The organism is Massilia oculi, assembly GCF_017582745.1.
Lineage (GTDB): Bacteria > Pseudomonadota > Gammaproteobacteria > Burkholderiales > Burkholderiaceae_D > Telluria > Telluria oculi_A.
The window spans coordinates 166710-183680 of the sequence record NZ_JAFVIM010000002.1 but is presented as its reverse complement, the minus strand read 5'-3'; the positions used below and the strand labels follow the sequence as shown (position 1 = coordinate 183680).

The following is a 16971-nucleotide window of genomic DNA, read 5'->3' as shown; positions in this document are numbered from 1 at the left end:
AGCCCTAAGCGAACGTCACGACCTTGTTGCGGCCACCGGCCTTGGCCTGGTACAGCGCCGCATCGGCCGATGCCACGAGTTCCTGCGCAACGCCTTCGATCGCGTTATCGCGCGCAGGATCGGACAACTGCGCTGACAACGCGGCGACGCCGATCGACACCGTCACGTCGACCCGCTCGCCGCTGCTCAAGCTCACCGGTTCGGCGGCCACGCTGGCGCGGATACGCTGCGCGACCATGCTCGCGCTTTCCAGGTCGGCGTCGATCAGCAGCACCACGAATTCTTCTCCGCCGAAGCGGCCCAGCGCATCCGACATGCGCAGCTCGGCCTTGATGCGGCCGCACACCTCGCGCAGGACGTCGTCGCCGCCCTGGTGGCCGACCGTGTCGTTGACGCGCTTGAAGTGGTCGATGTCGATGTACATGCAGGACAGGCGATAGCCCTGGCGCCGGGCGCGCGCAATCTCTTCGAGCAGGCGGCGGTCCATGTAGCGGCGGTTGTAGACGCCGGTGAGCGAATCGGTGAGGCCGATGTATTTCAGCATCTCGTTGCTGATCACGTTTTCGAGGCAGATCGCGATGATCGAGCCCATGTGCTCGACGAAATCGGTGCCCAGGTTCGGCGTGAAGCGGGTCGGATCGGTGCTGCCCAGGTTGAGGCTGCCGATCAGGCGCGTATTGCGCAGCAGCGGCACCAGGGCCACGCTCTGCAGGCCGGCGGGCGGATGCGGGAACACGACGCAGTGCTGGGACGGCGCATAGGCGCCGAGGATCGGACGCGGACGGCGCTCGGGCGACATGTCGAAGCCGAGTTCGACCGCATGCTCGCAGAACATCAGGTTGGGGAACTGCTCGAAATCGACGCCCAGGCGGTGCATGACGGTATAGATGTCGGCATCCGGATCGACCAGCGACAGGGTGACGGTATCCAGTTCCGAGATCACCGGCAGCGTGCGGAAGATAGTGCCGACCAGTTCCGGAAAGCTGCCCGCGCCCACGATCTGCAGGTCGAAGGCCTGGTGGCGGCACATGATTTCGTGGTTGCGTTCGGCCTGCTCGAGCAGGTACGCCATGCGCGCGCGCAAGGTCTCGTTTTCCGCCATCAGTTCTCGCGTCGACGCGCTCGGCTCATGCATGGAGCATTCCTTTCAGCAATAACCGTAACATTACGCCATCCACTCTTGCTTGGATATGAAAAACCGCTTGTCAATATCGTGGAAGAGGCGGGAATAGGCGATTTTGCGACACTGTTGCGGTGTCGCCGGCGTTTGGCCTGTCGTCGCTCCCTTGTACTTTAGAAAGCGAGCTCGGCGTTTAGTTCCTGGCCCACGCGCAAAGTGCGGCCGATGCCGTCCTGGACGATGACGTTCATGCCCATCGTGACGGCGCCTTCCATGCGGGCGTTGGCGCGGTAGGTCTGCAGGATGTCGAGGGGATCGGGGCCGGGGATGCCGGTGGCCTGGTCGACCGACGGGATCGGGCAGCGGGCGCAGGGTTTGACTGGACGCAGGTTGATCGCGCCATCGCTGAAGGTCTCCACGAAGTCTTCTTCGAAGGCGTCGATGCCTTCCACGACCATATTGGGACGAAAGCGGTTCATGGGCAGCGCGGCGCGGCCGGCCTGCGTCAACTTGCCGTTCAGGTCGTCGAGCGAGGACTGGCCGATCAGCAGGATCGGGTAGCCGTCCGAGAAGCGGGCCGCGGCGGGCAGGCCGCCAGTCCATGGGCTGATCTTCGGACGCACGACGTCGGGACGGAAGCGCACCAGGCGGCATGGGGCGCCGACGGCGTCGGAGAACCAGGCGGCGATATTGTCGCCGCAGTCGGCGGCCAGGACGTGGTCGTCCCAGATCAGCACTTCGAGCGTTGGCGCCTCGAGGTCGTGCGCCAGCGGCAGGCGGATTGGCGGCATGCCGGGGGCCGCGACCACCAGATCGTCACCTTCGACCCGCGGCGCGATGGTCGCCATGCGCGGGTATTCGCGCTGGGTCAGGAACAGGCCTTCGCGCGTCACCACCATCCATTCGCGGTCGTGCACGCCGTTTGCCGACAGGCCGTCGAGGGCGAGCGTCGCCTCCGGCACGGACAGGCCGCCACAGGACTTGATCGGATAAAGGAGGAGTTCGGTGACGGTGGCCATGCTGTGATCGGGATGGTAAGAAGCCAACAGTATGGCAGCAATCGGCGCCGCTGGCACGATTCCGCAGGGCGGATTCGATGGAATCCGCCCTGCCCCTGCGCTAGCCCTCGACCGTCTCGCGGCTGCGTTCCACCAGATACGTCGCCAGCAGGCCGGACGGCAGCGCAGTGCGGTCGGCATCGAACACCTTGCGGTTGCCGATGACGATGAAGCTGTCCCTGGCGCGCGATACCGCGACGTTCAGCATGTTCGGCTTCTGGTCGAAGAAGGCGCCGCCATTGAAACCCTCGCCATAGGTCGGCGAGAACAGCACGATGGCGCGCTCGGCGCCCTGCAGCGCATGCACGGTGCCGACCGTCAGGCGGCTGTCCTTGCGCAGCAGGTCCGGCATGTCGCGGCGCAGGCGCCGTTCGATGGCCCCCGCCTGCGCGGCGAACGGGGTCACGATGCCCACCAGTTGCCAGATCGGCGTCGGCTTGCCCGCGTCATCGAGGTAATGGCGTTCGATGTCGGCGCGGTGGGCTTTGATCCAGTCGACGACGGCGGCCGCTTCGAGCTCGTTGTAGCGGCTGCCGCCGCGCCGCGCATCCCTGCCGGCCACGTGAATCAGCTCGAATGGCGGCAGGATGCGCGCTTCCGGCGGCAGCGACGCGCGTTTCGGTTCGAGGCGGCCCGCGTAGATCAGCCGGTTGCAGTAATCGATCAGTTCCGGCACAGAGCGGCGGTGTTCGGTCAGCATCAGGCCGCGGACGTCCTCGTACTGCTGGACGGTGCAGGCGCGGTTGGCAACGCGCATCAGGCTGCCGCTGGCCGATGTGTGGCCGGCCTGCTCCAGGCGCTCGTAGGCGGGGTCGTGGAAGGCCGGCGCCAGGCCGAACTTGACGGCGTTGGCGCGGTCGGTCGCTTCGCCGCTGTTCCAGACCGGCTCGATCTGGAAGGTGTCGCCGACCACCATCGCGCGCCGCGCCAGGGCGAACATCGGCGCGCCGATATCGGGCGAGACCTGCCCTGCCTCATCCACCACCAGCAGGTCGATCGTATTCCAGAACGGCATGTCTTCGCCTTCCCAGGCGGTGAAGAACGACGGCGCCATGTGAAAGTTCGACACCAGGCAGGGAGAGAGCTTGGCGAAGCGGCGGTACTTCGCTTCCAGCTTGCTGCGCCCCTTCGTATCCTTGATGCCGCTCCTGATCCGGTGCCGCACTTCCAGGATCCACTGGCCCGACCAGTACCAGTCGGCGACGGCGAACATGCGTGCGCGCACCTTTTTGTCCAGGTAGTCGTTCAGGTTGGCCAGGCTGGCGTCGAGCAGTTCGGGATCGTCGCCGGCCACGTCGCGCCAGGCGGCGAAGGCGCTGGTGATGCGTGCGCGCTCCGTCTCGGCCCGCGCCATCTCCTGCTTGACCTCGTCCCCCTGGCGCGCGAGCGTCCCCTTCAAGGCGAGCAGCTCGGCCGCGGTATCGTTCTTGTGCTGCAGCGCTTCCTTCTTGAGCGTATGGAAATGCCCCGGCACGCCGTCGGCGCGGTGCTGGAGGTCGGCGGTCAGCGGATGCGCCATCAGCACCTGGCGGTCGCGCGCCATGCGGCGCCGGCGCACGGCCGGTACGAAACTGAAGAGGTCGAGCCAGATCGAGGCGTCGGCCAGGTAGGCCGCCCATGCCTTTTCGGCCTGCATGATGTCGTCGCGGCGCGCCTCGTAGGCGCGCAAGGCGGCGTCGGCGGCCTGTTCGCTCTCGTCCAGGCGCGCGCGCAGTTGCGCCAGCTGTTCACGGCAACGCGTGAGTTCCTCGTTCAAGGTCGCCAGCAAGGCGCGGTACGAGGCGACGGCGCCGTCGTCGACGTCCTGGCCGAGCGCATGGAACAGGGTATGGCGCGCCGCCACCAGGGTGTCGAGGCGGGCGGCCAGCTCCTTCAGTTCGGCGTGCAGGTCGTGGACCACGGTGCCGACGCCATCGCCGCGCCGCCTGAAGTGCATCGCCGCGCAGTCGAGGTAATGGCGCTCCGCCGCCGCCAGCATTTCCGGCGTCTCGAACTCCTCGAAGGGGTGGCTCTTGCCGGTGCAGACCGGATGCTGGGTCTGGCGCGATTCGGACGCCAGGAACAGCCCGAAGCCGCGCCCGTAGGGATGCCAGCGCCGATGCCCGGTCTCGGACGAGATTTTCGCGAAGCTGTCGAGCACGTTCTCGACCGCCTTCACATTGGTCGAGGCGACCACGATCAGCGGACAATCGCCGCCGGCCAGGGCCGCATCGACCCAGAGCTGGGCCACCACGCTTTGCAGCAAGGTGGTCTTGCCGGTGCCGGGCGGACCGTTCACCGCCAGGACCTGCCCCTCGCCCAGGCGCTGCAGCTCGACCATCGCTGTGCGCTGGGACGGCGACAGGTGGTGAAGCGGATGCATGTGGCCGACCGTCTGGCCGTCATATGGCGCGGTCTGCTGCAATGGCAGCGGCGCGCGCGCCGGCCGGTCGGCGACGGTGCGCAAGGTGTCGAGCAGTGGCGTGGGCAGCCCCTCGGCGATAATGCGGTCGTACAGCTTCAGGAGATGCCGCGCGACGATCGGTGGCTCGTAGGGCATGCCGTGCCAGCCCGACACCAGGCGGTGCTCCTCCAGCGCGAAATCCGGCAGCCGCTGGCCTGGCTCGGCCGACGCCATTGCGGAAAGCCCGGGCAGCCCGGCGCCCGTCACCGCTTCGAACAGGCGCGCCGCCACGTGGAAGGTATCGCCCATGCCGGTGGCCTGCTCCGGCAGCGCGCCGATGAATGCGTCGACGCTGGCCAGCGCGCCGACCGATGTGCGCCGCAGGGTCGGCTCCAGCAGCTCGCGCGGAATCCACGGCATGCGATCAGGGTCCGGCGACAGCACGCCCTGGCGATCGAGCAGGCAGGGGATGCAGAGCACCGAAGCGCCCTTGTGCAACTCGGCGCCGTCCTGCTTGGCGCCATGGCTTGCGTCCAGCGCCAGCCGGGCCGGGATCAGCACGAAGGGGATGCGGCCGGCCCGTTCCAGCTTGCTGGCACTGAACTGTGCCTCGATCCAGCTTGCCAGGTCGGGCGCGGCTTGTGCAACCCGCCACGCGCCGTCGTTTTCCGCGAGCGCGATCGGTTTGCTGTCGGGTGCCACCTCGGGATGCAGCAGGCTCACTTCGGCCAGCGCGGCGCGCCAGTACGGCAAGGGCAGCAAGCGGTTCTGGACTGTATCGTTCATGTTTTCCTGTAGCTCAACCGTATCCAGACGGCATGCCTTATTGTTTTTGTATAAGCCAAAAAGCAACAAGCCCTTCGGAAGGAAGGGCTTGCGTAGGGTTGGGCGCAGCGCGCGCCTGGTGGATCAGACGTTGAACAGGAAGTTCAGCACGTCGCCATCCTTGACGATGTATTCCTTGCCCTCGGCGCGCATCTTGCCCGCTTCCTTGGCGCCCGACTCGCCCTTGTAGGTCAGGAAGTCGTCATACGAAATGGTCTGCGCGCGAATGAAACCACGCTCGAAGTCGGTGTGGATCACGCCCGCGGCCTGCGGCGCGGTGGCGCCGATCGGCACGGTCCAGGCACGCACTTCCTTCACGCCGGCGGTGAAGTAGGTCTGCAGACCCAGCAGCTTGAACGCCGCACGGATCAGGCGATCCAGGCCCGGCTCGTCCATGCCCATATCGTTCAGGAAGTCGACCTTGTCGGCATCGTCCATCTCGGCGATTTCCGATTCGATCGCGGCGCAGATGGCGACGATCGGGGCGTTCTGCTTGTTGGCGAATTCGGTCAGCTGGTCCAGCAGCGGGTTGTCGGTGAAACCGGTATCCGACACGTTGGCCACGAACATCGCCGGCTTGGCGGTGATCAGGTGCAGCGGGTAGATGATGGCCATCTCTTCCTTGTCCAGGCCCATGGTGCGCACCGGCTGGCCTTCGTTCAGGTGCGGCATCAGGCGCTCGAGCAGCGCGACCAGCTTGGCCGCGTCCTTGTCGCCCGAGCGCGCCTTCTTCTGCTCGCGGTGGATGGCTTTCTCGACGGTGCCCATGTCGGCCAGCGCCAGTTCGGTCTGGATGACTTCGATGTCGTCGATCGGGCTGACCTTGCCGGCCACGTGGATCACGTTCGGGTCTTCGAAGCAGCGCACCACGTTGACGATCGCGTCGGTTTCGCGGATGTGCGACAGGAACTGGTTGCCCAGGCCCTCGCCCTTCGACGCGCCGGCCACCAGACCCGCGATGTCGACGAATTCGACGATGGCCTTGACCACGCGCTCCGGCTTGACGATGGCGGAGAGCGCGTCGATGCGCGGATCCGGCACCTCGACCACGCCCACGTTCGGCTCGATGGTGCAGAACGGGTAGTTTTCAGCCGGGATGCCGGCCTTGGTCAGTGCGTTGAACAGGGTGGATTTGCCAACGTTGGGCAGGCCGACGATGCCGCATTTGAGGGTCATGGATACTATTCCTAATTCGGTAAACGCGAGCGATCGGTGAACCGCTCCAAACCGTGCATTGTAACCCGGACAGGCTTGACTGCCGCAAAAAACGGCGCTTTCCGTGCCCGTTGCAACGGTTGGTTTCTACTGTGACAAGCTAGATCGGCTTGATGCGGCCAAGGTCCGGCCGCAGGGCGAATTCGGCCAGCTCGTCGCGCAGCCGCTCCCCTTCCCCGATCGCCCGCCTCCAGGTGCGCACGCGCTCGTCGTGATCCAGGCCGTAGAACTTGAAATCGGCGCGGTCCGGCAGTTTCCCGCGCGGCAGCGTGCGCAGGAATTCGTCGGACGGCGCCACCAGCAGCACGTTGTCGAGCCAGCCACGGTTGGCGCCGCGCGCCGCCCTTCTCCACGGGAATCCCTTATCCAGCCAGCCCGGCACGATGTGCTCGGTGAAATGCGGGTACAGCACCAGCTCGCCCCTAGCCCGCGAATACGGCAGCGCCAGGTGATAGTCGATGATGCCGCCGTCCCAGTAGCTGCCGGCGGGCGCCTCGGCGATGCCGGTCACCGCCTTCATGATCAGGGGCAGCGTGCCCGAAGCGAGCAGTCCGGCCGCCAGGTTGTCGCGCGTGAGCGTGGTGAAATGCGTATTGAAGCTGTCGAAGCGCTCGCGCAGCCATGGCGCCTGGCTTCGTACATCGCCAATCACGACCCGCTCCATCAGCCGCCCCAGCCAGGCGCGCGAGCCGGCATTGTGCAGCGCCGCCGACAGGAAACCGCGCATCTCTGCGTAGCGGTGCGCCGGCGCCGCCAGCGAACGCAGCCCGCGCACGGTCAGCAAGTGCAGCCGGTAGTGCTCGTGGTTGACGATGTCGTCTTCATGCCCACGCACCAGTTCGCCCAGCAAGGCCTGCACGACCGCGTCGATGTCCTGCGGCGTCGGCTTGAGGCTCGTGTAGCGCTGGCCTGCATACAGCTCGCCCAGCAGGGCGAAAGCCTTGGCCGGATCCTTCTGGCAGGCGGCCGCCATGCGCCAGGCGCCGATCGAGGCGCCGATCAGCGTACGTTCGCGCGGGGCCGAAGGGAACCATTCTCCGAACATCCATTGGTCGAGCGACTGGAAGATCAGGCCCTTGGGGCCGCCCGCCGCGGCCGGCACGATGGCCACGTCCCGGGCCCGCAAGCCGTGTTCTGAAATCTGCGCCATGGCCAGCGGCCCGGCATGAAAAGTGAGCGCCTTCATGCCGAAATTATCGCAGGAAGCATGCACTTGCGCCCGATCAATCCTGTCACCGTACTGCTGCGTAACATGGGCCGGTCGCGTGTCCGGAGAGTGTCATGCATCTGCGCTTCGTCGTCATGCTGTGTCTGCTTCTATGCCCATTGCTGTGCTCGCTGCCGGCAATGGCGAGCGCGCTCGAGGCCGACAGCGGCACCGACCGTTCGGTGGTGGTGGACCGCTACATCCAGCATTTCGTCGTCGACGCCAGCGGCGGCTACACGCTCACGGTCGAGCAGGCCAAGACCATCGTCAACCGCGCGGCGCTGCACGAACACGCCCAGTTCTACATTGGCTACAACCAGTCGCTCGACGAAGTCGTCTCCGTCGAGGCGCATACCGAGAAAGCCGACGGCCGGCGCCTGGCGGTGCAGCCGCACCAGATCCGCGACCAGCAAGAAGCCGCCTCGCTCGACGCCCCGATGTTCCAGGATACGCGGCTTAAGATCGTCGTCTTCCCTGACGTTGAAGCGGGCGACAAGGTCGCGGTGCGCTACGTCGTGCGGCGCCACACGCCGCTGTTTCCCGGCCACTTCGAAGACCTGACCTCGGCGCGCTTCCAGCGCCAGCGCGACTTCCGCCTGGTCTACGACTTGCCGGCTTCGATGCCGCTGCACGCCGACGCGGTTGGCTTCGAGGCGATTGCCACGATGAGCATGCCCGCACCCACGCCCGGCAAGCGCCGCTACGCCTGGCGCTACGTCGACGGCGACAATGCGCGGCTGGAGGCCGATTCGGTCAGCTATCTCGACTACGGCAAGCGGCTCGCGGTCTCGACCTTCGCCGACTATGCCGCCTTCGCCCGCGCCTACCAGGAGCGCGCCGCCGGCAAGGCGCTGCCCGACGACACGGTGGCGGCGCTGGCGGCCAGCATCACGGGCGCCACCCTCGACCGCCGCACCCGAGCGATCGCCCTCTCCGACTGGGTGCGCAAGAACGTGCGCTACGTCGGTGTCTATCTCGGCCCAGGCGGCGTGGTGCCGCATGCGGCGTCCAGCGTGCTGGCCAATCGCTATGGCGACTGCAAGGACCACGCGACCCTGCTCGAGGCGCTGCTGGCCAGCTCCGGCATCGACAGCACGGTGGCGCTGGTCAATAACGGCGACGCCTATCGCCTGCCGGGCGTGCCCACGCTGGGCGTGCTCAATCACGCGATCGTCTACATCCCTTCGCTGCAGCTGTATCTCGATCCCACCGCCGAATCGGTGGCGGGCGGCTTCCTGCCGGCGGCGCTGCTCGGCAAGCCGGCGGTGCTGGCGCGCTCGGGAGAGTTCGCGATGATTCCCTTCTTCCAGCAGGCGCGCAGCCGCACGTTTACCCAGTTCGACATCCAGCCGGACGGCGGCAGCCGCTTCAAGGTCACGCGCACCAGCAGCGGCGCCCAGGCCGAGCCCTACCGCCGCGTGGTGCGCGCCACGCCGGCGGCCGAGCGCGACCGCTTCGTCGAACGCATGCTGCAAGGGCTGGGGCAACAGGGCGGCGGCGTGCTGGAGCCGGGCGATACCGAAGGCGTAGCCGACGACTATACGCTGTCGTTCCGCGGCGCCAGCAGCGGCTTCACGCAACTGCCGGGGCCGACGGGGCTGGCCACCACGTATAACTTCTGGGGAGGATTGGGCGACGCCGTGTTCGCGTTCACGCAGGAGCCCGAGCGGCGCCAGGAGTTCGTGTGTCCGGCGATCGATGCCGAGGATGAACTACGCTTCCACCTGCCGAAGCGCGCGCAGGTGCTGGCCCTGCCGCGCGCCGTCAAGGTGGAAGATGCCAACTTCGCCTACCGCTCGCACTACCAGCGACGCGGCGCACTGGTGACGGTCAAGCGCCAGCTCAAGTTCAGGCACACGGCGGCCACCTGTTCGCCCGACGACTACCGGCGCATGCGGCCGGCGCTCGAGCGCATGCTGCGCGACCTGCGCTCGCAGGTCGTGGTGCGGGGAGGATGAGCCGGAGAAGTGAAGAACGCGGCCTCAGGCCGTATGCAGTTGCATCGTCGCCACGTCGAGCTTGCCTTCGCAGGCGAGCGGGATGATGCGCAGGCTCTTGTCGATCGATTCCTCGATCAGGCTCTGCTCTTCGCGGCGCGGGCGATGCAGCACGAAGTCGGCCACGCCCTGTTGCAGGTTCAGGCTGCGCGGATGGCCGATGCCGAGGCGCAGGCGCCAGTATTCCTGGGTGCCGAGGGCCGCGGTGATGTCCTTCAGGCCGTTGTGGCCGCCCGATGAGCCGCCCTTCTTGAGCTTGGCGACGCCGGGCATCAGGTCGAGCTCGTCGTGCACGACCAGGACTTCGTCCGGGTTGATCTTGTAGAAGCGCGCCAGCGCGCCGACCGACTGGCCGGAGCGGTTCATGAAGGTCTGCGGCTCGAGCAGCCAGACGTCGTTGCCCGAGATCGAGGTCTTGGCCACCAGGGCGTTGAAACGCGATTCGCGCTGCAGGCGGCAGCCCGGCAGGCTGTTGGCCAGGTTGTCGACCAGCCAGAAGCCGGCGTTGTGGCGGGTTTGTTCGTATTCCGGGCCAGGGTTGCCGAGGCCGACGATCAGACGGATGGACATGCGTGGTGTTCTTTGGAGAAAACGCGATTATCGCTTAAACGGGCCAGCTGGCGTACACAACGATGTTCGGTGCAGGCCAACGGAAAACAAAAAACCCGCCGGGCAAGCCACGACGGGTTTTTATCGATGCGCCGCCGAAGCGGCGCCCTCAGCCGATATTACTCAGCAGCGGTTTCAGCAGTCGCTGCGCCGCGTGGGATCGAGGTGGTGACGATGGTCAGGTTCTGGCCGTGGGTCAGCGCGGTCACGCCTTCTGGCAGGACCAGGTCGCCGGTGTGGATCGACTGGCCGGCTTCCAGCTTCGACAGGTCGACTTCGATGAACTCTGGCAGTTGGCCTGGCAGGCAGGACACTTCGACTTCGTTCAGCACGTGCGACACGATGGCGCCGCTCAGCTTGACTGCTGGCGAGATCTCGGCGTTCACGAAGTGCAGGGTGACCTTGGTGTGGATTGGCTTCGAGGTGTCGACGCGCTGGAAGTCAGCGTGCAGGACCAGTTGCTTGTATGCGTGCATCTGGAAGTCACGCAGCAGCACTTGCTGGGTCTTGCCGTCGATTTCCAGGTCCAGCACGGAACCGTGGAATGCTTCTTTCTTGAGCGCGTGGTACAACGCGTTGCCGTCCAGGGCGATCAGTGCCGGGGCTTCGGTGCCACCGTAGATGATGCCTGGGGTCTGGCCAGCGTTGCGCAGGCGGCGGCTCGCTCCGGTCCCCTGCTGAGTGCGGTTGAATGCGACTACTTTCATGTGAAACTCCAAAAATAAATCGGGCCCGAATGTCGGGGAAAACGTTTCCCGGCCCGGTTGCCCAAGTGGCGACCATCCCCGCGACCAGGGACGGTCAAGAACGAGCGCCAATGCTGCACGCTCAAGAAATACGGTAAATCCCGGATGCTACAACGGCGCGCCGGCTGTTTCAGCCAGGCGCGCCGCGAAATACGACGTCGAAACTGCTTAGTCGACGAACAGCGAAATCACCGAGTCACCCTTGACGATCCGCTTGAAGGTCTCGGCCAGCAGCGGTGCGCAGGTCAGCTGGCGGATCTTGCCGCAAGCGGCGCCGGCTGGGCTCAGCGGGATGGTGTCGGTGACGACCAGTTCGTCCAGCGGCGAGCTCGCGATGCGATCGATCGCCGGGCCCGACAGGACCGGGTGCGTGCAATAGGCAACGACTTTCTTGGCGCCGCGCTCCTTGAGCACTTCGGCGGCCTTGCACAGGGTGCCTGCGGTGTCGACCATGTCATCCATGATCACGCAGTTGCGGCCTTCGACTTCGCCGATGATGTTCATCACTTCCGACACGTTGGCCTTCGGGCGACGCTTGTCGATGATCGCCAGGTCGCAGCCCAGGCGCTTGGCCAGGGCACGTGCGCGCACCACGCCGCCGACGTCAGGCGACACGACCAGCAGGTCGTCGTAGTTGCGCTTCTGCAGGTCGCCCAGCAGGATTGGCGATGCGTAGATATTGTCGACAGGGATGTCGAAGAAACCTTGAATCTGGTCGGCGTGCAGGTCCATGATCAGGACGCGCTCGACGCCGGCTTCTTCCAGCATGTTCGCGACGACCTTGGCCGAGATCGCGACACGCGCCGAACGCGGACGGCGATCTTGGCGGGCATAGCCGAAGTAAGGAATGGCGGCGGTGATACGGCCGGCCGAGGCGCGCTTGAGGGCGTCGACCATCAGCATGATTTCCATCAGGCTGTCATTGGTCGGGGCGCAGGTCGATTGCAGGACGAAGACGTCCTTGCCACGCACGTTCTCGTTGATCTCGACCATGACTTCGCCGTCGGAGAACTTCGAGACGACTGCTTTACCGAGAGGAATGCCGAGGCTTTTTGCGACCCCCTCTGCTAGTGCCGGATTGGCATTGCCGGTAAAAACCATCAGGTTTTCGTAAGCCATGGGAGTCCTAAAAGGGTAAAAAGCGTTTGTACGGTAGAAAAACAATCAGCCGGATAGACCGGCTGATTAGCATGCTGATGTGGCGCTCGGCACCGCATCGCGATTTTCTTGCTGGACGCATCCGCATCGACAGAACAAGAAAACTTTGGCAGGGGAACAAGGATTCGAACCTTGGAATGCCGGAATCAAAATCCGGTGCCTTAACCAACTTGGCGATTCCCCTACACGATCTTTACTGCTCGCCACAGCATTTTACTTACTACTCAACGCTGCGACAGGCAGTATTTTATTCTATAACTCCCTGATTTTGCAAGAGCGATTTCATCAGCGGGTGTGTCTTCAGCGACTTTGCCTTCCATGCCGTCCACTTGCCCGGCACTTGCGCCAACACATGGTTGGCGGCGTCTTCGCTGGAGAACGCGCAAAACACGCACGCCCCTGAGCCAGTCATCCTGGCATCGCCATGGCTGCTCAACCATTCAACCGCCTCTGCTACCGGCGGGAACAGGCGCATCGCCACGTCCTGCAAATCATTTTTCCCAAAACCAACCGTACTGCATGAATCGGTGTGGCTGGAAAAGTCCGCTATTCTGACGGGCTTTGAATCTCTTGTCAAATCCGGCGCAGAAAAAATTGCGGGGGTCGGCACCGCGACACCCGGCTCGATCACCACATACCAGCAATCCGGCCCCGGCACCGCCTGCAAGGCCTCCCCCACGCCTTCCGCGAACGCGGTTTCGCCGAACAGGAAGAATGGGATGTCGGCGCCCAGCGGCAGGCCCAGCGTCATCAGTTCCTCGCGGCTCAGGCCGGCTTGCCAGAGCGCGTTGGCCGCCATCAAGGCCGTGGCCGCATCCGACGATCCTCCTCCGAGCCCGCCGCCCATGGGCAAGACCTTGTCCACCCTGACCGAGATGCCCGGCGGCAGCCGGCCATGCCGGCGCGCGAACTCCGCCTGCAGCAGGCGCAGCGCGCGCACGACCAGGTCCTGGTCTTCGGGCACGCCCGGCACCTCGTTGGTACGGCGAATCTGCTCGTCGTCGCGCAAATCGAAATGCAAGCGGTCGGCACGGTCGATCAGTTGAAATACGCTTTGCAGCAGATGGTAGCCATCGGCGCGGCGGCCGGTGACGTGCAGGAACAGGTTGAGCTTGGCCGGCGCCGGGCAATCGTGCAGCGAACGCATGGATCAGGCTGCCGGCAGGATGACGATGCGGATCGCCAGGTCCGTGATGTCGCCCGAGGCGGCGCGCTCGGCCTGGATGAGGCGCGGCGCCGGCTGGCTTGCCGCCGGATCTTGCCACTCGACGAAGCGCAGGCGCCAGCCATCCCTGGTCGTCACGCTGTTATTGGCCGGCGAGGCGCGGAAGCGCTGCCCCTGCGCGTCCAGCGCGTAGCCCTGCAGCCAGTCGCGCAGGCCGGACACCGGCAGCGGCCAGCCCAGGGTTTCCTGGGTCAGGCTGTCGATGTCGCCCGCCGTGCGCTCCTCGCCGCCCTGGACCAGGGTCGCGGAAGTGGGCGTGACATTGATCGTCGCCACGGTCTGGCCCAGCGGAGAAATCAGGGCGACGTCGATCGCCTCCGGACGCTGTTCCCAGTTGAAATTGCCGGTGATCGACTCCTGCCTGCCATCCTTCTGATAATTGACCGACAGCTTGCCCGAGAGGTCGATGGTGTCGCGGTAGTCGCCGACCGTGGCGGTGGACAGGTTGGCGGTGCCGGTGGCGCAGCCGGCAAGCGCGGCAGCGAAGGAGCACGCGGCGGCGAGCAGGGTAAGACGTCGGGTCAGTGGCATAGGAACGATAGCGAATTGGACAAACGCGGCGGACAGCGCAATGCGGTCCGCCGCCAGGCTGGATTATTTCACAAGGAAGGCCGCAACCGCGCCAGCGTGGTGCGCAGCGTATCGTTCTGCGGATCCTTGGCGCGCGCCTCGCGCCACAACTTCTCGGCCGCCGACTTATCGCCCTTCTGCCACAGCACTTCGCCCAGGTGGACGGCGATCTCGGGGTCCTTGCGCAGGCCGTAGGCGCGGCGCAGGAATTTCTCGGCTTCCGCCAGGTTGCCCATCCGATAATGGATCCAGCCCATGCTGTCCATGATGAAGGGGTCGTCCGGCGCCATGTCGAGCGCCTTGGCGATCAGGCCATAGGCTTCCTGCAGGCGCACATTGCGCTCCGCCAGCGAATAGCCGAGGGCGTTATAGGCATGGTGGTTGTCCGGCGCCTGCGCCATCACTTCACGCAATTGCGCCTCCATCACGTCGACCTTGCCCAGTTTTTCGGCCAGCAGCGCGAAGTCGTACAGCAGGTCGGGATTCTTCGGGAAGCGCTTGGTCGCCGCTTCCATCACCGCATAGGCTTCCTGCAGCTGGTTGGCGTCGCGCAGCAGTTGCGCCTCGGCCGCCATGAGCTGGGCCTGGCGCGCCGGATCGTCGGTCTTTATCTCGGCCAGCAAGCGCCGCGCGCTGTTCAGGTCGCCGCCCTTGCCGACCAGGTGGACGCGGCGCAGCTGGGTATTGAAGCGGGTTTGCGGATCCGTACCCTCCGGCACCTTGTCCAGCCATTGCAGGGCGCCGACCAGGTCGTTGCGCTCTTCCGCCAGTTGCGACAGGATCAATAGCGCGCGCGAAGGATCGCGTTCGTCGTCTGGATTGCGTCCCAGCACTTCCACGAAGCGCGTGAAATATTGTTCGGCGCCGAGGGCATCGTTCATCTGCGTGGCCAGGATGCCCAGCGCATACAGATGGGCGGCGTTGTCGGGCTGGGCCTTGACCAGCAGCTCGAACTCGCGCCGTGCCGCCGGATAATCCTTGCAGTTGACCAGCACCCGCGCATAGGCGGCGCGCACGTCGTTCGCCTTCGGATAGCTCTTGAGGAATTTCTGCATCAAGGCCACCACTTGCGCCTCGTCCTCGGTCACCTGCGCCAGCATCAGGAGGGCGATCTCGGCGTCGGGCTTGATGGCCAGGGCCGCCTGGGCTTCGCTGCGGGCCAGCGCCTTGTCGCCCTTCACCAGCGCGATCTGGGCGCGCACGACGCGCGCTTCCATCGTGTTGTCGTAGGGCGCGATCAGGCGCTCGAGCATGGCGATCGCCGCTTCCTTGTCCTTCGCACGGCCCAGCAATTGCTGGACCTGGAACAGCAGCACGCCGCGCCGGGCCGGAGTCGCCTCGCGCAGGCGCTGCTCGAAGATCGGTTCGAGTTCGGCGATCTTGTCGGACGTGACCGCCATGCCGACGAAATACTGGGTCGCTTCGTCGGATTCCGGGTCGAGCCGGTACCACAGGCGCACCGCGGCCAGGGTGTCGTCGGCCTGCTTGGCGGCCACCGCCATCTCGGCCGCACGGCGCGCCAGGCGCGGATCGCCGGTGCGCTGGGCCAGGTTGTAGACGGTGAGATAGGGCCCCTGCCAGTCGCCGTTGCGAAACGCGAATTCCGCCTTCATCAGCTGCTCGAGCATGACGGGCGTGAGCTCGACCTTGGGCAGGCGCGCTTCTTCCTCGGCCTTTTGCTTGGCCGCCAGCTCTTCCTCGTCCAGCTCGGGCTCGGTCTCTTGCTGCGTGGATTGCTGCTGGCCGAACTCGGCCTGCTCGCCGGCGGCGAGCGACTGCTGTTGCGGCGAGACAGCACATCCTGAGAGCAGGCCTGCAAGCAGCCCGGAGACGGTTACAATGGCGAAAGCGTTTTTCAAAGCAAGTCCAAAATCCGAGTTGATGTTTTGATTTGATTCTACGCTCATGCGCAGGCGCCTGCCGCGCATGAGCTGCGTCAGGATTCCTGGCGCCAGCCCGGCCCGCAGGCTGCCCAGCCGCGACGGCAACCCGACTTTACACGATTCGTCTCCCCCATGCCTGAACTGCCAGAAGTAGAAGTCACCCGGCGCGGTGTCGCGCCCCATATCGAAGGCCGCGTGGTCGAGCAGGTCGTCTGCCGCCGCGACGGCCTGCGCTGGCCCTTCCCGCCCGGCCTGGGCGCGCTGCTGGCCGGCCGCCGTATCCTGGCCACCGGCCGGCGCGGTAAATACCTGTTGATTCATTTCGAGCACGGCACCCTGATCGTCCACCTGGGCATGTCCGGCCACCTGCGCGTGCTGCCGCCGGGCATCGAACCGCGCAAGCACGACCATTTCGACCTCGTCGTCAATGGCCTTGACGGCGTGCAGGTGCTGCGCCTGCACGATCCGCGCCGCTTCGGCGCCGTGCTGTGGCATGCCAACGAGGATGGCGACCTGGAAGAACACATCCTGTTGCGCGGCCTGGGCGTGGAACCGCTCGGCGAGCACTTCAATGGCGCCCTGCTGCATCGGGAAACGCGGCGCCGCAGCGCGCCGATCAAGCAGGTGCTGCTGGCCGGCGACATCGTGGTGGGCGTCGGCAATATCTACGCCTGCGAGAGCCTGTTCCGCGCCGGGATCAGCCCCAGGACGGCGGCCTCGCGCATCAGCCGCGCGCGCTACGACCGGCTGGCCGAAGCGATCCGCGAGATCCTGGCCGCCGCCATCGTCCAGGGCGGCAGTACCCTGCGTGACTTTATTGCTGTAAATGGCCAGTCTGGATATTTCCAGCAGACATATTTCGTCTATGATCGTGCTGGTGTGCCCTGCCGCCAGTGCGAGGCGCCGGTCCGCCAGATCAAGCAGGGCCAGCGCTCGACCTTCTATTGCGCGCAGTGCCAGCGCTAGGGACATAAC

At 65.7% G+C, this 16971-nt stretch carries 13 protein-coding genes and 1 tRNA gene; 2 read left to right on the top strand and 12 right to left on the bottom strand.

Features of this window, described 5'->3' with window-relative positions:
• Nucleotides 1-4: 4 nt before the first annotated feature.
• The 5 genes from J3U95_RS02985 to J3U95_RS02965 all read right to left on the bottom strand — a co-directional run bounded on the left by J3U95_RS02985 (nucleotide 5) and on the right by J3U95_RS02965 (nucleotide 7787).
• Nucleotides 5-1135: a GGDEF domain-containing protein gene (locus J3U95_RS02985; RefSeq protein ID WP_208277188.1), complete on the bottom strand. Its 1131-nt coding sequence runs from the start codon at nucleotides 1133-1135 to the stop codon at nucleotides 5-7.
• Nucleotides 1136-1293: 158 nt separating this feature from the next.
• Nucleotides 1294-2139 (bottom strand): MOSC domain-containing protein, encoded by an 846-nt coding sequence (locus J3U95_RS02980; protein ID WP_208277187.1) that lies wholly within the window; start codon nucleotides 2137-2139, stop codon nucleotides 1294-1296.
• 100 nt (nucleotides 2140-2239) lie between these two features.
• Nucleotides 2240-5347: a DEAD/DEAH box helicase gene (locus J3U95_RS02975; RefSeq protein ID WP_208277186.1), complete on the bottom strand. Its 3108-nt coding sequence runs from the start codon at nucleotides 5345-5347 to the stop codon at nucleotides 2240-2242.
• A gap of 123 nt (nucleotides 5348-5470) precedes the next feature.
• The gene (gene ychF, locus J3U95_RS02970; protein ID WP_208277185.1) at nucleotides 5471-6562 is read right to left on the bottom strand and encodes a redox-regulated ATPase YchF; all 1092 of its coding nucleotides are present in this window, start codon (nucleotides 6560-6562) and stop codon (nucleotides 5471-5473) included.
• A gap of 139 nt (nucleotides 6563-6701) precedes the next feature.
• On the bottom strand, nucleotides 6702-7787 hold the full coding sequence (locus tag J3U95_RS02965; RefSeq protein WP_208277184.1) for a patatin-like phospholipase family protein: 1086 nt from the start codon (nucleotides 7785-7787) through the stop codon (nucleotides 6702-6704).
• A 95-nt stretch (nucleotides 7788-7882) separates the two neighbouring features.
• Here J3U95_RS02965 and J3U95_RS02960 point away from each other — a divergent pair, with 95 nt between their 5' ends.
• Entirely contained in the window at nucleotides 7883-9766 is a 1884-nt protein-coding gene (locus J3U95_RS02960) for a DUF3857 domain-containing transglutaminase family protein (protein WP_208277183.1), read from the top strand.
• A gap of 24 nt (nucleotides 9767-9790) precedes the next feature.
• Here the strand turns inward: J3U95_RS02960 and pth are convergent, their stop codons facing one another.
• The 7 genes from pth to J3U95_RS02925 form a co-directional block, all read right to left on the bottom strand.
• Nucleotides 9791-10375, bottom strand: a complete 585-nt coding sequence (gene pth / locus J3U95_RS02955; protein WP_208277182.1) for an aminoacyl-tRNA hydrolase — start codon at nucleotides 10373-10375, stop codon at nucleotides 9791-9793.
• Nucleotides 10376-10533: 158 nt separating this feature from the next.
• Complete coding sequence (locus J3U95_RS02950) at nucleotides 10534-11121, bottom strand: 50S ribosomal protein L25/general stress protein Ctc (RefSeq protein ID WP_005663341.1); 588 nt, start codon at nucleotides 11119-11121, stop codon at nucleotides 10534-10536.
• Between the two features lie 207 nt (nucleotides 11122-11328).
• Nucleotides 11329-12279, bottom strand: coding sequence for a ribose-phosphate pyrophosphokinase (locus tag J3U95_RS02945; RefSeq protein ID WP_005663342.1), 951 nt, complete (start codon nucleotides 12277-12279; stop codon nucleotides 11329-11331).
• Between the two features lie 146 nt (nucleotides 12280-12425).
• A tRNA-Gln gene (locus J3U95_RS02940) sits at nucleotides 12426-12502 on the bottom strand.
• 63 nt (nucleotides 12503-12565) lie between these two features.
• Nucleotides 12566-13465: a 4-(cytidine 5'-diphospho)-2-C-methyl-D-erythritol kinase gene (gene ispE, locus J3U95_RS02935; protein WP_208277181.1), complete on the bottom strand. Its 900-nt coding sequence runs from the start codon at nucleotides 13463-13465 to the stop codon at nucleotides 12566-12568.
• A 3-nt stretch (nucleotides 13466-13468) separates the two neighbouring features.
• Nucleotides 13469-14074 (bottom strand): outer membrane lipoprotein LolB, encoded by a 606-nt coding sequence (locus J3U95_RS02930; protein ID WP_208277180.1) that lies wholly within the window; start codon nucleotides 14072-14074, stop codon nucleotides 13469-13471.
• 68 nt (nucleotides 14075-14142) lie between these two features.
• Nucleotides 14143-16020 carry a tetratricopeptide repeat protein gene (locus J3U95_RS02925; RefSeq protein ID WP_208277179.1) on the bottom strand — a complete coding sequence of 626 codons (1878 nt, stop codon included), beginning with the start codon at nucleotides 16018-16020 and terminating at the stop codon, nucleotides 14143-14145.
• A gap of 108 nt (nucleotides 16021-16128) precedes the next feature.
• Between J3U95_RS02925 and mutM the strand changes: the two genes are divergently transcribed.
• On the top strand, nucleotides 16129-16962 hold the full coding sequence (gene mutM / locus J3U95_RS02920; RefSeq protein WP_208277178.1) for a bifunctional DNA-formamidopyrimidine glycosylase/DNA-(apurinic or apyrimidinic site) lyase: 834 nt from the start codon (nucleotides 16129-16131) through the stop codon (nucleotides 16960-16962).
• Nucleotides 16963-16971: the final 9 nt, after the last annotated feature.

Excerpts from the sequence above, each read along its gene's own strand:
- ispE (WP_208277181.1), bottom strand. The coding sequence starts at position 13,465 with ATGCGTTCGCTGCACGATTGCCCGGCGCCGGCCAAGCTCAACCTGTTC.
- J3U95_RS02965 (WP_208277184.1), bottom strand. The coding sequence starts at position 7,787 with ATGAAGGCGCTCACTTTTCATGCCGGGCCGCTGGCCATGGCGCAGATT.
- J3U95_RS02945 (WP_005663342.1), bottom strand. The coding sequence starts at position 12,279 with ATGGCTTACGAAAACCTGATGGTTTTTACCGGCAATGCCAATCCGGCA.
- J3U95_RS02980 (WP_208277187.1), bottom strand. The coding sequence starts at position 2,139 with ATGGCCACCGTCACCGAACTCCTCCTTTATCCGATCAAGTCCTGTGGC.
- mutM (WP_208277178.1), top strand. The coding sequence starts at position 16,129 with ATGCCTGAACTGCCAGAAGTAGAAGTCACCCGGCGCGGTGTCGCGCCC.
- J3U95_RS02975 (WP_208277186.1), bottom strand. The coding sequence starts at position 5,347 with ATGAACGATACAGTCCAGAACCGCTTGCTGCCCTTGCCGTACTGGCGC.
- J3U95_RS02930 (WP_208277180.1), bottom strand. The coding sequence starts at position 14,074 with ATGCCACTGACCCGACGTCTTACCCTGCTCGCCGCCGCGTGCTCCTTC.
- ychF (WP_208277185.1), bottom strand. The coding sequence starts at position 6,562 with ATGACCCTCAAATGCGGCATCGTCGGCCTGCCCAACGTTGGCAAATCC.
- J3U95_RS02985 (WP_208277188.1), bottom strand. The coding sequence starts at position 1,135 with ATGCATGAGCCGAGCGCGTCGACGCGAGAACTGATGGCGGAAAACGAG.
- J3U95_RS02960 (WP_208277183.1), top strand. The coding sequence starts at position 7,883 with ATGCATCTGCGCTTCGTCGTCATGCTGTGTCTGCTTCTATGCCCATTG.
- pth (WP_208277182.1), bottom strand. The coding sequence starts at position 10,375 with ATGTCCATCCGTCTGATCGTCGGCCTCGGCAACCCTGGCCCGGAATAC.
- J3U95_RS02950 (WP_005663341.1), bottom strand. The coding sequence starts at position 11,121 with ATGAAAGTAGTCGCATTCAACCGCACTCAGCAGGGGACCGGAGCGAGC.
- J3U95_RS02925 (WP_208277179.1), bottom strand. The coding sequence starts at position 16,020 with ATGAGCGTAGAATCAAATCAAAACATCAACTCGGATTTTGGACTTGCT.